The sequence below is a fragment of the Rhodococcus sp. JCM 9793 genome (genome assembly GCF_055380405.1).
In genome coordinates this window covers 5,605,714-5,618,843 of the sequence record NZ_AP043721.1, presented here as the reverse complement: position 1 = coordinate 5,618,843, position 13,130 = coordinate 5,605,714, and the positions used below count along the sequence as shown (strand labels likewise).

The following is a 13,130-nucleotide window of genomic DNA, read 5'->3' as shown; positions in this document are numbered from 1 at the left end:
TCGGCCCGGGCTGTACTTCTTCTGAACAAAGGTTACTAAGTAGACCTTGTTCCCTTTGTGGGGTAACCTCGTGGTGAGCGTCACAGTGGATGTCGATTTCCGGCACAGTAGTCCGGAGTACGAAAGGCAGAATCTCCATGACCGATCGGATTCTCGACGGAGTACGTATCGTCGAACTCGCCTCCGGACTGGCCGTTCCGGTCGCGTCGCGGATGCTCGCAGAGGCGGGTGCCGATGTCATCAAGGTCGAACCTCCGCAGGGTGATCCGCTCCGCGAACGTGTTGCCTTCGCTTCCTGGAACCGCAGCAAGCGCAGCGTCGTCCTGGACATCAACACCGACGACGGCCGCGCGAAGCTGTCCGAACTGCTCGAGACGGCCGATGTCTTCGTTCACGAATTCACCCCGACGCACGCGGCCGAACTCGGTCTCGACGACGCGACGCTGCGCGAACGTCACCCGCACCTCATCGTCTCCTCGGTGATCGGTTACCCCGTAGACCACCCCGACCGCGACCGCCCTGCCCACGACCTGCTCGTGCAGGCACGCTCCGGACTGATGGGCGAGCTGTGGGGTTACCGCGAGGGCCCGATCGCTATGCGCTTCCCGCTGCCGAGCTGGGCGGCAGCATCCCTCGCCGCCGCGGGCATCGTGGCACGACTCATCCAGCGCGACGGGACCGGCCGGATCGGCGCGGTGCACACCTCGCTCCTGCAGGGCATGCTCAATACGGCTTCGCTCGCGTGGAACAACGCCGAGAACCCGATCCCGGCACTGATTCTCAACAAGTACGAAGCGCCTCCGCAGCTCGCGATGTACCAGTGCAGCGACGGTGTGTGGCTGCAGATGATGAATCCCGGCGAGCGCATCGACGTGGGTGCGATTCCACTCGTCAAGGAGGTCGCCGCGGAACTCGGCGGCGACCTGAACGATCTGTCCAGAAACACGAGTGAGGAGTTGCGCACAGTCATCGCGCAGCGGCCGAGTTCCCAGTGGCTGCCTGTCTTTCGCGCCGCGGACCTCGGAATCGAACCGGCGTTGCAGATGGGCGAGCTGTTGCGCGATCCGCAGGTCACCCGAAACGGGTACGTTGTCGAGGTCGACGACCCCACCCACGGGAAGACGATCCAGGCCGGAAACCCGTTCGGTATAGACCCGCCGTGCGTCGTCACGCGTCCGGCGCCACTGCTCGGCGAGCACACCGACGAGGTGTTCACCGAGCTCGGATCTTTGCGGGCGGCCGGCAGTGGCGTTGCCGATGAAGCTGCTGACCCGCGGCCGCTTGCCGGACTGAAGGTCCTGGACCTCGGTTCCTTCCTCGCAGGCCCGATGGCGCCGATGTTGATGGCGGACCTCGGTGCCGAAGTCATCAAGGTTGAACCCGTCGTCGGCGACCGACTCCGGTACAAGCCCAGCTACTGGGAGGCGTGCTCCCGCAACAAGCGTTCCCTAGCGGTCGATCTCACCACCGAGCCTGGCCGACAAGTTCTGCGTAAGCTCATCGAATGGGCCGACGTCGTCCACCACAACCAGCGACCGAAGGCAGCATCGAAGCTCGGCATCGACGAGGCCGGCCTGCGCGCGGTCGACCCGGACATCGTCTTCGGTTACGTGACGAGCTACGGAGAGCACGGCGATCGCGCCGACAGCCCGGGTTTCGACTCGATCTTCCAGGCGCTTGCAGGCTGGGAGGTCGAGAACGGTGGCATCGGAAACCCGCCGCAGTTCTCCCGGTTCGGGGTCCTCGACGTCCAGACGGCACTCGGCTCGCTCATCGGAACCTTGCTGGCGGTGTACCACAAGCAGCGCACTGGGCGCGGAACCAAGGCATCGGGTTCGTTGCTCGCGTCGGCCACCGCGACGCAGAGCGAAACGCTGATCCGCCTCGTCGACAATAGTGTCGCCGAGTACCCGCGGTTCGACGCAACCCAAACCGGTTTCGGCCCGGGCCGTCGCATCTACGAGGTGGCCGACGGTTGGGTCGCGGTCGTTGCCGAAGCCGACGGCCAGCTCGCCGCGTTGCGCGCGATAGCGGGCGCAGCAGATGACGAGGGGATCGAGGCGGGCCTCGCGGTGTTCGAATCCGAGAAGCTGCTGGTCGACCTCGCGTCTGCGGGCATTGCAGCAGAGCCGGTCCGTGAGGAGTACAGCTTCGAGTTCTTCGACGACGAAGCGAACCGCACCGGGCAGCTCATCGCCTCCTACGATCACGCGCACTTCGGTCGGATGGAGCAGCCCGGCGCCTACTGGAACTTCGACGATCTCACTCTGAAGTTCGACCGCGCAGCACCGGTGATCGGCCAGCACACGCGTGAAATCCTCACCGAACTCGGGTACGGCGACGAGGAGATCGACGCAATGTACGCCGATCGTGTGGCCGGAGGACCGTCGGTGCCGAAGATGTGGGAACACGAGTAGACAGCAGCAGTACACCCGCCGTCAGGTACAGGGTTCTACGGGAGGACAACTTCATGGCAGTCGACATCCCGTTCGGCCTGGTGGCCCGCGGCCCGTCCGGTCCCGCCCCGGTCCGTCGCCGAGGTTCGGTGCGCCGCACCTCGACGATCGATATGCGGTGGCCGGACGGGCACGGAACGCAGTTGCGCCTCACTGGCAGGTCGCGGGATCTGCTGACACCGGACGACGGTGAGCCCGTCGTCCTCGCCGAGGACACGATGACGGTCGGGGTGAACTCGGCGACCCGCACGATCGAGGACATCGCCACGGATCCGCCGCGACCCGCGGTGACCGGGATGATCGGCGCACGTGGCGGCGGCAGTTCGCGCACCGTACTCGCCGAGGTGCTGCCGGGTGAGGCTGCGGCCGGCACCCCGCTGTATCTGATGCTCGACGACATCGCGGGCGCGTCGCTTGTCGCCGGATTCGCCTACTCTCGCTGGATTCCGCGGGAACAGATGCTCGTGGCGATGGAGAATGCTCCGCGTCGCAAGATGGAGGGCATCTGCACGGGGTTCCAGCCGGGTTCGGGAGCGTTGATGCCCGACGGCTCGTCCAAGTGGAACCACCAGGTGCAGACGGTCGGACCGCTGCTCCGCGAAGACGATCCGATCGGATGGCATGAACTTTCGGAGATCACCGAGATCTCGATGCGGCGTGCACGCCGCATCGACGTGACGATGGGTGATGTCATCGAGATCGACTCGATGTTCCAGGACTCGTCGACGGTGCCCGAGGGGGGCCGTGTTGCGGTGCACGAGTATCTGGTCAAAGCGACCGCAGATCGTGTGACAGGGGAAATCCTGTCGATGTCGGCGGATCCCCGCGTGCTTCCGTACGACGAGTGCCCACTGGCTTCTCTGTCCGTCGACCGGATCGTAGGAACCCCGCTTCGCGATCTGAGGGCGGCTGTGCTGGAGATTTTTCCGGGTACTGCGGGTTGTACGCACCTGAACGATGCGATGCGCGCAATGGCGGAAGTGCCCGTGCTGGTCGACGCGTTACGCAACTAGCGTCACCCGCAAACGCAACTTAGTAATATAAGTAGTATACGTTTACTAAGAAAGATGTTAGTCTGGACACGTCCGGTCGTGGCTGTGTCTCCAGGGACCGGAGAATTCCGTATCACCCTGTGAGAAAGGCCGAATATGTTTCGACGGCGCACTCTTCGCCTGGCTGCTGCCGTGGCCGCTGTAGGATTGTTGGCTGCCTGCGGCTCGAGCGAATCCGGTGGTTCCGGCAACTCCGGTGTACCCAACCCGGACGCGTCGCTGAGCACGGGCTGGACCACCGGTATCACCAGCCTCGACCCGCACTTGGCAACCAGTGAAATCGCTTCGTTCCGCTTCGGGCTCAACATGATCTACGACAGGCTGTTCACCGTGAAGGCGGACGGCACTGTCGATGGGATGCTCGTCGACAACTTCTCGTACTCCGAGGACGGACGGGGACTCGTGCTCGACCTGCGTGAGGATGCGACGTTCCGCGATGGCTCTCCGGTCGACGGCAATGTTGTCAAGGTTAACCTCGACCGCGCCCGCACGCTCGACAGCCCGTCCGTGAAGTCGCGCATGGCGCCCGTCACCGACGTTACCGTTACCGGCCCGTACCAGGTCACGCTGACACTGGCCGAGCCGACCGACACCATGCCGTATGTCCTGGCTGAAATGTCCGGTTTCATCATGCATCCGGATCTGATTGCCAACGGCGACCCTGCCACCGAGACCAACGGCTCGGGTGCGTACTCGGTGGAAAGTTTTGCTCCCGGTGAACAGTTGACAATCGTTCGCGACCGAACCGATTACTGGGACACCGAGGCCGCTCAGATCGCGAAGCTCGAGTACAAGGCCATCTCCGACACTCAGGCGTTCACGAACGCGATGGCCGGCGCCCAGATCGAGTTGGGCCAGTTCCTGCCGGGCACGGTGACCGCGGTCGAAGACCGCCGCGGCCTGACGACAGTTGACGTCCCGACCGGTATCGGCGTGGAACTCTTCCTGAACAGAAACATGGCCCCGCTCGACGATGTCAAGGTTCGCCAGGCGATCAACCATGCGTACAACCGTGACGTGATCGTCGAAGCGCTCTACCCGGGTTCCGAAGCCCGGCACCAGTACTCGCGCACCGGTCTGCCCGGCTACGACGCGGCGCTCGAGGAGACCTACAGCTACGATCCCGAAAAGGCGAAACAGTTGCTCGCCGAGGCCGGCCACCCGAACGGTGTCGATCTGGGTGAAGTCATCATCGTCAACGTCGTCACCCCGGGAGTGGCCGACGTACTGCAGGAGCAGTTTGCAGAAGCCGGTATCAAGATCACGCCGATCGTGAAGGACGGACTCGAGGGCCCGACATCATTCGGCCGCGGCGAAGCCTCCGCGCTGTTGCACTACTCCCCGCTGGGGACCAGCTTCACAGCCGGATCCACTTATCGCTGGGGCCCCCGCCTCAATCCGTCGGGTGTGACACCCGAGTATGAGCAGATGCTCGCCGCCGCAACCGATCCGCGCCGTTCGGAGGAGGAGCGTGAAGCCTCCGCGGTCGAACTCAATACCTACCTGGTCGACCAGGCGTGGGGCGCTCCGCTCGTGTGGATCACCTACCCGTGGGTCATGAGCGACAAGGTCGGCAACTTCAGCGCCGAGATGGATTACTCCACGACGACCGGTCCCTTCGACCAGCGGTACCTGACCGTCTCCGAGTAGCGCTTTCCCGAATCGGAATTACTCCCCCGGCCGCGAGCCGGGGGAGTATTTCGTATCTGTGGATCAGGGTGCAGCAATCGCGACGATCAGGTGGTCCTGGGCCGCCATCGATCATGCGGACCATATCTGGGCGACGCGGTTGCACTCCTTCCACCATGAAATCCGGGTCCGGAGCCTGAACAAGGCTCCGGACCCGGATTGTCATGTATCGAAGGGGGCGGCCGATCGGTTACTGGCCTTCGGTCTCGGCGGTATGCGCGCGAGCCAGGGTCAACCCCTCGTCGCGGGTCGGGGTGGTGGTGTGCCAATTTCCGCACGTGCAGAAGGCGATGTAGTGGTCTTCGGACGGCAGGACGGCCTGTGCGTCGCAGTATCCGGAGGACTCGGCCATCGAGGAGACGAACTCGCCGGGCAGGTCGTAGAGAACGCTGTCGCTCATCGGGGTGCTCTTTCAGGAGGTGAAGTGGACCGGCCGGCCCGCGATCATTCGATGCGGACCGGCCGATGGATTACTGGAGAACGTCAGACGGTGGCGATCGCGGGCTTCTCCGTGCCGACAGCGGGGAGCTTGGGGCTACCCGGGAACAGCTCTTCGAACGTGCCGTGCATGATGCGGTCCTTGACCTTTTGGTCGGCACTGTCGAACAGGTTGTGCAGGGTCAGCTGCGTGTGGCCGTAGGTGCCCTCCATGTGCGGGTAGTCGCTGCCCCACATCACGTTGTTGTAGCCCATGCCGGTGAGTGCAGCGACAGCCGACTCGTCGTGCTGGAACGACGCGTAGACCTGGGAGTAGATGATCTCCTTGGGGCTGCGCTTCAGCTTGGGTCGTACGACTGTCGAGTGCTGGCGGTAGCCCTCTTCCATGCGGTCGGCAACGAAGGGCACCCAGGTTGCGCCGCCTTCGGAGACCAGAACCTTCAGGTTGGGGTGACGATCGAGTGCGCCCGAAGCGACGAGCTTCATCACTGCGCGCTGGCCGCCGAAGGTGGTCTCGGTGTAGTTCAGCACAGCGCCGCCGGGGCCACGATAGGCAATGCCGGACGCGCCGCCGGACGCGAAATCGATGGGCTCGGTGCCGATGTGGAACGCGATGACCATGCCGATGTCCTCGGCGAGGGCCCAGAAGGGCTCCCACTCGTCGCGGTTGTAGTCCTTCTGCTGCGGATGCGGGGTGACCGGCATGAAGACGGCCTTGTAGCCGAGTTCGCCGCAGCGCTTCAGTTCGTCGCAGGCATCCTGGATGACGAGTGTCGAGACCTGGGCGGTCGGGACCAGACGCGGCGAGTAATCCATGATCGTTTCCTTGGCCCAATCGTTGGACACACGCAGTGCCTCACGCAGGACTTCAGGGGTGCGGAACGAGCTGGACCACATGCCGAGCGACGGGAAGATGAGCTCGGTCCAGATGCCCTCTTCGTCGAGGTCCTTCAGGCGCAGTTCGACGTTGTTGGCGCCCGGTGCGCGGTGGCTCGCGGCGTAGAACTCTTCCTGCGCAATGTTGGGGAGCCGGCGACGGAACGCCTGTCCGTCGACGAAGACGGTCTCCCACTTGCCGTCGGGATCCTTCTCGGAACGGGGGACGAGATCGGCGAGATGCTTGGGCAGGCGTGCGCGCCACAGATCGTCGGGCTCGAGGAAGTGCGAATCACCGGAATTGGCCCACAGCTTCTTGTCGGACACTTCGGTCTCCATTCGTTCGTACGGGGATGGGCTGGGTACCGAGCGGGGATTTGTGCTGGTACCGATCTATGTTGATAGAAATTCTAGAATGGCGTTTTAGGATGTACAGTGATTATGGCCACGCAGAGGGTGGGAAGTCAACCCCAGGCGGTGCGACAACGGAGGAACGATGCTGCAGAGCAAGGGGCGCGCACGCGCCCGCACATGGACGAGTACGTCTGCGACGAAGGAGAAGGTCCTCGACGCGGCCGTCGAGGTCTTCGGTGAGCATGGCTTCACTGCAGCGACCATGGCCGAGATCGTCGAGCGCTCTGGCGTCAGCGTCGGTAGCATTTATCACCATTTCGGTGGGAAAACCGAGGTTTTCAACGCGATTTGGGAGGACTTCGTCGGATTGCTGCGGAGCCGTGTCGACGAAGTTGTACAGGCAGCCCGGCAGGGCGGGGAAACCGACGGCTTCGAGTTGTTCGTTGTCGGCACCCGCGAATACTTGTGGTTGATATGGGAAAACCGAGCACAGGCACGGGTCGTCGCGATGGGGGACACGCCGCCTGGATTCGACGTCCAGCGCCGCAGGGCGAGCCGTGTCGGGGGGGACAGTGAAGTCGCGGTGCTCGGGCTCGGTCCGTCGCGACGGGAGCGGTTGTTCGGCGATTTCCTGCTCGCCATGCGCAACGAGACCACGATCGCGCTGTTCAGCACGAAGACCGAGGCGGACGCGCAAGAGTTGATCGACGAGGCGGAGAAGTACTTCAGGCGGTTACGCGCCGACGCCTGAAATGATCGGTACGAAAAGCGAGGCAGCGGTCTCGAACCCGCTGCCTCGCCCTTTGGTGCAAGTTCTCGCTCAGGCCGAGACGAGTCGACGCCGGTAGTACGACACCGAGCCGTCGAGGAGTTCGTCGACCTTGATGCGACGGATCAGTAGGTGCACGTCGTGCTCCCAGGTGAATCCGATGCCGCCGTGTACCTGAAGGGCGGTCTGCGCGGTTGCGCTGGCACCGTCGCAGGTGAACGCCACTGCCGCGGACACAGCGCGGGTGCGGGCGTCGGCGTCGTCACCGTCGAGGGCGACGGCTGCCGCCCACAGTGCGGCGCGCGAGGCCTCGACCGAGAGCGCCATGTTCGCGCAGTGGTGTTTGATCGCCTGGAAGCTTGCGATCGGCTTGTCGAACTGGGTGCGCTGTCCGGCGTATTCGACTGTGACATCGACCAGACGGGCTGCCGCGCCGAGCGCGTCCAAGGCCCGGAATGTGGCGAGCTCGTCGTGCAGGAGCGCCACGGTACCGGGCTGCAGCACCGACCAGTTGCCCTCGTCGAGAAGGACGTCGATTTCGGCTACCGACCACGAGCGGGTCAGGTCGAGGGTCTCCAGGGTGCGGTCGGTTACCGTGTCGACGGGCAACACTGCGGCGACTTCGGTGCCGGTGTCGGTGATCGCGACGAGCAGGATGCGGTGTGCTTCGATCAGCCCGGTCGTCGGGGCCGTGGTGCCGCTCAGGTGGAGCGTTGTGCCGTCGAGTTGCGCGTGCAGCGCAGAGTTCTCGAGGGAGGCGAGTGCCGGCAGTACGAGTTCGGCACCTGATTCGGCAGCGTCGAAGGCCTCATGACCGAGTTGCGCGAGCAGTCGCGTCGCGACCGCGAGCTCTGCGACCGGCAGCGCACTGCCCGCACGTCCGTGCTCTTCGACGAGTACGGCGAGATCGACGTGTGTGCCGCCCATATCCTCGGTGAGGAGCCCGATCAGGCCGGATTCGGCGAGGTGCTGCACGCCTTCGGGTGTCGTGCGGGCCGGGCCGTCGTCGATCACCGGGCGCCGCGCTGCGATCGGATCGTTCTTGGTGAGCCAGGCGCGCTCGGCCTCGGCGAGGGCTTCCTGTTCGTCGCTCAGCGCGAAGTCCATGACACTCCTCCAACATCGTGTTTGTTGACGTAGTTAACCACGTCACCTAAGTTTTGGGTAGCGCCCGAGACGAGATTTTCTGAAAGTCTAGGTTCGTATCGAGCGGTCGTACGAACACGGAGGTCATATGTCCGGGAACAGCACAGGTGAATCGGTCGGCGAGGGCGCAATCGGAGGCGGCTGGAGTTCGGTGAGCCACCGCGGCTTCGACGCCGGCGTCCACCACGAGAATCCGCAGCCGTACGCGGCGATGGTAGAGGTGGCTCGGGACATGCTCGACGAACTCGCGGGAGCGAACCCGCCCCCCGACGTCGTCGACAAGGTTTCTGCTCATCTGGCCGACGTGCAGGCATTGCTCACAGACCACCAGGTGTCCGAGCGTCGTCGTCCGTTCGGCCATCTCGACGTGCCGGGACGCGCGCAATGCATGTCGCCGCTGATCGAGTTCGACCGATGGGACCGTGACGGTGCCGCCGGCACTGTCACCTTCGGCAGGTACTACCTCGGCGGTAACGGTGCTGCGCATGGCGGCACCATCCCCCTCATGTTCGACGAGGTGCTCGGCAGGCTGGCGAGCACGGACCGGACTCCGTGCCGCACGGCGTACCTGCACGTGGACTTCCGATCCATCACTCCCATCGATGCAGAACTCACCGTCGACGCCCGCTTCGAGCGGGAAGAGGGACGCAAGCGCTACCTGCGCGCAGAACTCCGTCACGGTGACGTGCTGTGTGCCGAAGCGGAAGGCCTGTTCATCGAATTGCGTCCCGGGCAACCGTGACGAACGCACAGCCACGCGTACGCATCGAGCGCGTCGAGCATGTACTCGTGATCGAGATGTGCCGCGCAGACAAGCGCAACGCGATCGACCGTGTAATGGCGGATGCTCTCGACGAGGCCCTCACGTTGCTCGACCGGGACGACGACCTCCGCGTCGGCGTGCTGGCTGCGGACGGTCCCGTGTTCAGTGCGGGCAGCGATCTCACTGCCGGTGGTGACTACTACACCGAACGCGGTGGCGAATACGGGATCATCCGGCGTCGTCTCGGCAAACCGCTCATCGCTGCGGTGGATGGCCCGGCACTCGGCGGGGGCTTCGAGATCGTACTCGCATGTGATCTTGTCGTTGCGTCGGAAGCCGCCGTATTCGGGTTGCCCGAGGTCGCGATCGGTCTCGTGCCGACATGTGCGGGACTGTTCCGCGCACCCCGGTCGTTGCCCCTGAACCTCGCGAAAGAACTTGCTTTGACCGGCGACCCGATTCCGGCATCGCGTGCCTACGCGGCAGGGTTCGTCAATGTGCTGGCGCCCGGCGGTGAAGCCCGGCCTGCCGCGGTGTGCCTGGCGGAGCGGATCGGCCGGAATGCACCGACCGCCGTGCGTGCGTCTCTCGCCGCGATCAATGACGTGGTCTCGGCCGACGACCCTGCCGGGTGGAAGGCCACCGATAGCGCGAAGCGTTCGATTCTCGGCTCCGCGGACGCTGCTGAAGGTGTGCGGGCATTCCTCGAAAAGCGTCCACCGAAGTGGTCTGGACGCTAATTGGCCTGCAACCTAAGTAACATAGTAAACTATGTAAAATGGTTTTGGTTGCGGGTGAAAGGGTGCACGGATGTCCGAAACCGAGGCGGATGTGCCCGTTGCCGACGACACCGTCGAACTCACAGAGATCCTTCGAGTCGAACAACTCGACCGCGATCTGTTCCGTGCCTTGCCCGTGCATCACGACGGCAGGCCACTGTTCGGCGGACAGATCGCGGCCCAATGCCTACTCGCGTGCGGTGCGACGGTTCCGGAACACCGGCATCCGCACTCCCTGCACGGCTATTTTCTGCGGCGAGGTGATTCCGCACAGCCCGTGGTCTACCGCGTGGACCGTGACCGCGACGGCCGCAGCTATTCCTCACGCCGTGTCGTCGCACTGCAGGACGGTGAGGTGCTCTTCAGTATGGCGGCGTCGTTCCGTGTCGGTACCGACGGCGCAGAATTGGACGGTGAGCAGCCCACGCCGATGCCGCGGCCCGAGGAGTGTCGCGCCATCCCGAGCGGGCTGCCCCTCGACGCACGGGTCGACAAGTGGCCGAACCGCACACAATTCTTTCCGACGAGATTTCATGTCCGTCCGATCGGCGGATTGCCCATCGACAATGTGCTCGTCCATGCGGCCGCGTTGACGTACATGTCGGACTTCTCGGCAGGACTACCGAAGCTGCTCGGCGGAGAGGTTCTCGGGCCGAGCCTCGACCATGCTCTCTGGTTTCACGATGTGCCGAACTGGGACGGCTGGCTCCGGGTCGACTACGAACCGGGTACCGCCGGTGGCAAGCGCGGCTGGTATTCCGGGGCGATTCGCGACGCGTCGGGTCGCCGCATTGCGAGTCTCGCGCAGGAGATGGTCTATCGCGACGACGATTCCGAAATGACGGCGCCATGAGGGCGACCGTGAGATGAGGGGTATTCGATGAACGAGGTCGACTCAGGTTCCGGCACTCCGGATGCCGTCGAGGTCGCTGCCGACGCAGTCCGTCGGCTCACGGCCGCGATACTCGAGTCCAGAGTGCGCGGCGTCGCCACCCCCGATGTCTCGGAGAAGATTTCCGTTCTCGCAGATCGTCTGGAGGCCGTGGCGGCACACCCGCGCGAATGTGTCACCGGAAGGATCGGTACGCACGAGGGGGCGCTGCAACGCAGCCCTGTGAGCGGCCCGAAGAACCCTGTCGCCATACCACTTCGATTCGAGCAGTGCGACGACGGGTCGTCGCTTGCTCACACCGAGTTTCCCCGGCAATACCAAGGGCCACCCGGGCTCGTGCACGGCGGCGTTTCGGGTCTCGTGCTCGACGTTGCCATGGCGGTCGCGAACAGCGCGGCCGGCCGAGCGGGCGTGACCGCGGAGATGACGCTGCGCTATCTACGACCGACACCCTTGTATACGGAAGTGACCGTGCGCGGACGGCACGTGCGCGTCGAAGGACGCAAGACCTGGTCGCAAGGAACGCTCGAAGTCGACGGCGAGACGACTGTGGTCTGCGACGGATTGTTCATCACGAAGGAGCTTGCCCTGTGACCACCGTCGAAGGTCGTCCGTTGCCTGCCCCGGAAGTGGAACTCGAGTATGCCGCCGCCCTCGAACGGGATGCCGTCCAGTTGCGCCGAATCGTGGATCTGCTCCAGCGTGTAGACGTCGACGATCCGCTGCTTCTCGACGTAGCCGAGGAGCTCGATGCCCTTTCCGAGCATCTGGAGAATCCGGTTGAAACGGTGACCGAAACGATCCGCAACCCCGGTTGGCGCCACGATCCGGTCAGCGGAGTCGAGAACGCGATCGCACCCCCGATCATCCTCGAGTCCCGACCCGACGGAAGCGTAACGGCAGAATTCGAATTCGGGCTTCCGTATCAGGGTCCCAACTCCTTCGTGCACGGCGGAATCTCGGCGATGGTCATGGATGCTGTGCTCAGCGCGGTCACCGCGCCGAAGGACGGGCCTATTGTCACTGCGCAGCTCACCGTCCGGTACCACCGGCCCCTGCCGCTGTTCGTGCCGCTGACCATCGTTGCGCGCCTGAAGGAGCGTGAGGGACGCAAGGTCTGGACTACCGGCGAAATACTCGTCGACGGGAAGGTCGCGGTGTCGGCCGAGGGGCTGTTCATCGAGAAGCGGCTGAATCCCACACAGTAGATGTTCCGGTCGGTCGATCAGGAGGCAATGTGGTCACGTGGAACATTCCGGATTCCCGGAAAGAGCTGTCGCGCTACTACACCGGTGCGGAGAAGTACCTGACGGCCGTCCCCGGCGAGTCCCCGCTCGACGACACCGCGAGCCAACTCCGTCGTATCGTCGAGGCGCTCTCCCTCACGACACCAAACGCCGCGCACATACCGCTGACCACCGAGCGACTCCGCGACATCGCTGACGAACTCGAAAGACACACCGAACCGGCCACAGATCGCTTGCTCGGGATGTGGGAGGGCGACGGTGTCGTCCGGCACGACCCGGTCACCGGACCGGAGAACACACTCGCACCACCGCTCGTCATGCACGTCGCGGAGGACGGGTGGGTCGAGGGTGAGGTCACGCTCGGTCTGCCGTATCAAGGCCCACCTGCCGCGGTGCACGGCGGCATCTGCGCTGCACTGCTCGATGCCGCGCTCGCCGTCGCCAACCACCGTGCCGGAAACAATGGCATGACCGCCCGACTCGAAATTCGGTACCAGCGTCCGACTCCGCTGTACCGGCCGGTCACAGTGCGCGCGAAGCAGTTGAGGCACGAGGGTCGAAAACGGTTCACGGTGGGAGAGATCGTCGTCGACGGTGAGGTCAGCGCCACCGCCGAAGGGCTGTTCATCGCTCGGCGCACTTCCGTGGCAGCCGAATAGCAAGCGGGAG

General features: G+C 64.4%; 13 protein-coding genes. 10 read left to right on the top strand and 3 right to left on the bottom strand.

Translation table 11 applies throughout. The features are described 5' to 3' along the window. Nucleotides 1-137: 137 nt before the first annotated feature. The 3 genes from ACZ46K_RS28135 (at nucleotide 138) to ACZ46K_RS28125 (ending at nucleotide 5,158) form a co-directional block, all read left to right on the top strand. Nucleotides 138-2,417, top strand: a complete 2,280-nt coding sequence (locus ACZ46K_RS28135) for a CoA transferase (RefSeq protein ID WP_054806234.1) — start codon at nucleotides 138-140, stop codon at nucleotides 2,415-2,417. 53 nt (nucleotides 2,418-2,470) lie between these two features. Further along, complete coding sequence (locus tag ACZ46K_RS28130; RefSeq protein ID WP_464746001.1) at nucleotides 2,471-3,469, top strand: DUF2889 domain-containing protein; 999 nt, start codon at nucleotides 2,471-2,473, stop codon at nucleotides 3,467-3,469. Between the two features lie 171 nt (nucleotides 3,470-3,640). Continuing rightward, entirely contained in the window at nucleotides 3,641-5,158 is a 1,518-nt protein-coding gene (locus ACZ46K_RS28125; protein WP_464745999.1) for an ABC transporter substrate-binding protein, read from the top strand. A 229-nt stretch (nucleotides 5,159-5,387) separates the two neighbouring features. Here ACZ46K_RS28125 and ACZ46K_RS28120 read toward each other — a convergent pair whose 3' ends face one another. Both ACZ46K_RS28120 and ACZ46K_RS28115 read right to left on the bottom strand, forming a co-directional pair. Continuing rightward, a complete protein-coding gene (locus ACZ46K_RS28120; RefSeq protein ID WP_054806230.1) occupies nucleotides 5,388-5,597 on the bottom strand; it encodes a hypothetical protein in 210 nt (69 codons plus the stop codon). An 83-nt stretch (nucleotides 5,598-5,680) separates the two neighbouring features. Beyond that, nucleotides 5,681-6,850 carry an amidohydrolase family protein gene (locus ACZ46K_RS28115; RefSeq protein WP_464745997.1) on the bottom strand — a complete coding sequence of 390 codons (1,170 nt, stop codon included), beginning with the start codon at nucleotides 6,848-6,850 and terminating at the stop codon, nucleotides 5,681-5,683. Nucleotides 6,851-7,007: 157 nt separating this feature from the next. Between ACZ46K_RS28115 and ACZ46K_RS28110 the strand changes: the two genes are divergently transcribed. Continuing rightward, on the top strand, nucleotides 7,008-7,616 hold the full coding sequence (locus ACZ46K_RS28110; RefSeq protein ID WP_054810159.1) for a TetR/AcrR family transcriptional regulator: 609 nt from the start codon (nucleotides 7,008-7,010) through the stop codon (nucleotides 7,614-7,616). 69 nt (nucleotides 7,617-7,685) lie between these two features. Here the strand turns inward: ACZ46K_RS28110 and ACZ46K_RS28105 are convergent, their stop codons facing one another. Beyond that, nucleotides 7,686-8,741 (bottom strand): acyl-CoA dehydrogenase family protein, encoded by a 1,056-nt coding sequence (locus ACZ46K_RS28105; protein ID WP_464745995.1) that lies wholly within the window; start codon nucleotides 8,739-8,741, stop codon nucleotides 7,686-7,688. Between the two features lie 127 nt (nucleotides 8,742-8,868). Here ACZ46K_RS28105 and ACZ46K_RS28100 point away from each other — a divergent pair, with 127 nt between their 5' ends. From ACZ46K_RS28100 to ACZ46K_RS28075, 6 genes are all read left to right on the top strand, one after another. Beyond that, entirely contained in the window at nucleotides 8,869-9,522 is a 654-nt protein-coding gene (locus ACZ46K_RS28100) for a PaaI family thioesterase (protein ID WP_464745993.1), read from the top strand. Continuing rightward, nucleotides 9,519-10,283, top strand: a complete 765-nt coding sequence (locus tag ACZ46K_RS28095) for an enoyl-CoA hydratase-related protein (protein ID WP_464745991.1) — start codon at nucleotides 9,519-9,521, stop codon at nucleotides 10,281-10,283. The genes ACZ46K_RS28100 and ACZ46K_RS28095 overlap by 4 nt, the downstream gene beginning before the upstream one ends. Nucleotides 10,284-10,353: 70 nt before the next feature. Then, nucleotides 10,354-11,175: an acyl-CoA thioesterase gene (locus ACZ46K_RS28090; RefSeq protein ID WP_054805461.1), complete on the top strand. Its 822-nt coding sequence runs from the start codon at nucleotides 10,354-10,356 to the stop codon at nucleotides 11,173-11,175. Nucleotides 11,176-11,202: 27 nt separating this feature from the next. Further along, complete coding sequence (locus ACZ46K_RS28085; protein WP_054809791.1) at nucleotides 11,203-11,808, top strand: PaaI family thioesterase; 606 nt, start codon at nucleotides 11,203-11,205, stop codon at nucleotides 11,806-11,808. Continuing rightward, nucleotides 11,805-12,422, top strand: a complete 618-nt coding sequence (locus ACZ46K_RS28080) for a PaaI family thioesterase (protein ID WP_054805463.1) — start codon at nucleotides 11,805-11,807, stop codon at nucleotides 12,420-12,422. Before ACZ46K_RS28085 ends, ACZ46K_RS28080 begins: the two co-directional genes overlap by 4 nt. Nucleotides 12,423-12,451: 29 nt before the next feature. After that, nucleotides 12,452-13,120: a PaaI family thioesterase gene (locus ACZ46K_RS28075; RefSeq protein ID WP_464745989.1), complete on the top strand. Its 669-nt coding sequence runs from the start codon at nucleotides 12,452-12,454 to the stop codon at nucleotides 13,118-13,120. The last annotated feature ends 10 nt before the right edge of the window (nucleotides 13,121-13,130 follow it).

Coding starts and splice junctions, on each gene's coding strand:
- ACZ46K_RS28115 (WP_464745997.1), bottom strand. CDS start 6,850: ATGGAGACCGAAGTGTCCGACAAGAAGCTGTGGGCCAATTCCGGTGAT.
- ACZ46K_RS28105 (WP_464745995.1), bottom strand. CDS start 8,741: ATGGACTTCGCGCTGAGCGACGAACAGGAAGCCCTCGCCGAGGCCGAG.
- ACZ46K_RS28130 (WP_464746001.1), top strand. CDS start 2,471: ATGGCAGTCGACATCCCGTTCGGCCTGGTGGCCCGCGGCCCGTCCGGT.
- ACZ46K_RS28120 (WP_054806230.1), bottom strand. CDS start 5,597: ATGAGCGACAGCGTTCTCTACGACCTGCCCGGCGAGTTCGTCTCCTCG.
- ACZ46K_RS28085 (WP_054809791.1), top strand. CDS start 11,203: ATGAACGAGGTCGACTCAGGTTCCGGCACTCCGGATGCCGTCGAGGTC.
- ACZ46K_RS28090 (WP_054805461.1), top strand. CDS start 10,354: ATGTCCGAAACCGAGGCGGATGTGCCCGTTGCCGACGACACCGTCGAA.
- ACZ46K_RS28110 (WP_054810159.1), top strand. CDS start 7,008: ATGCTGCAGAGCAAGGGGCGCGCACGCGCCCGCACATGGACGAGTACG.
- ACZ46K_RS28100 (WP_464745993.1), top strand. CDS start 8,869: ATGTCCGGGAACAGCACAGGTGAATCGGTCGGCGAGGGCGCAATCGGA.
- ACZ46K_RS28135 (WP_054806234.1), top strand. CDS start 138: ATGACCGATCGGATTCTCGACGGAGTACGTATCGTCGAACTCGCCTCC.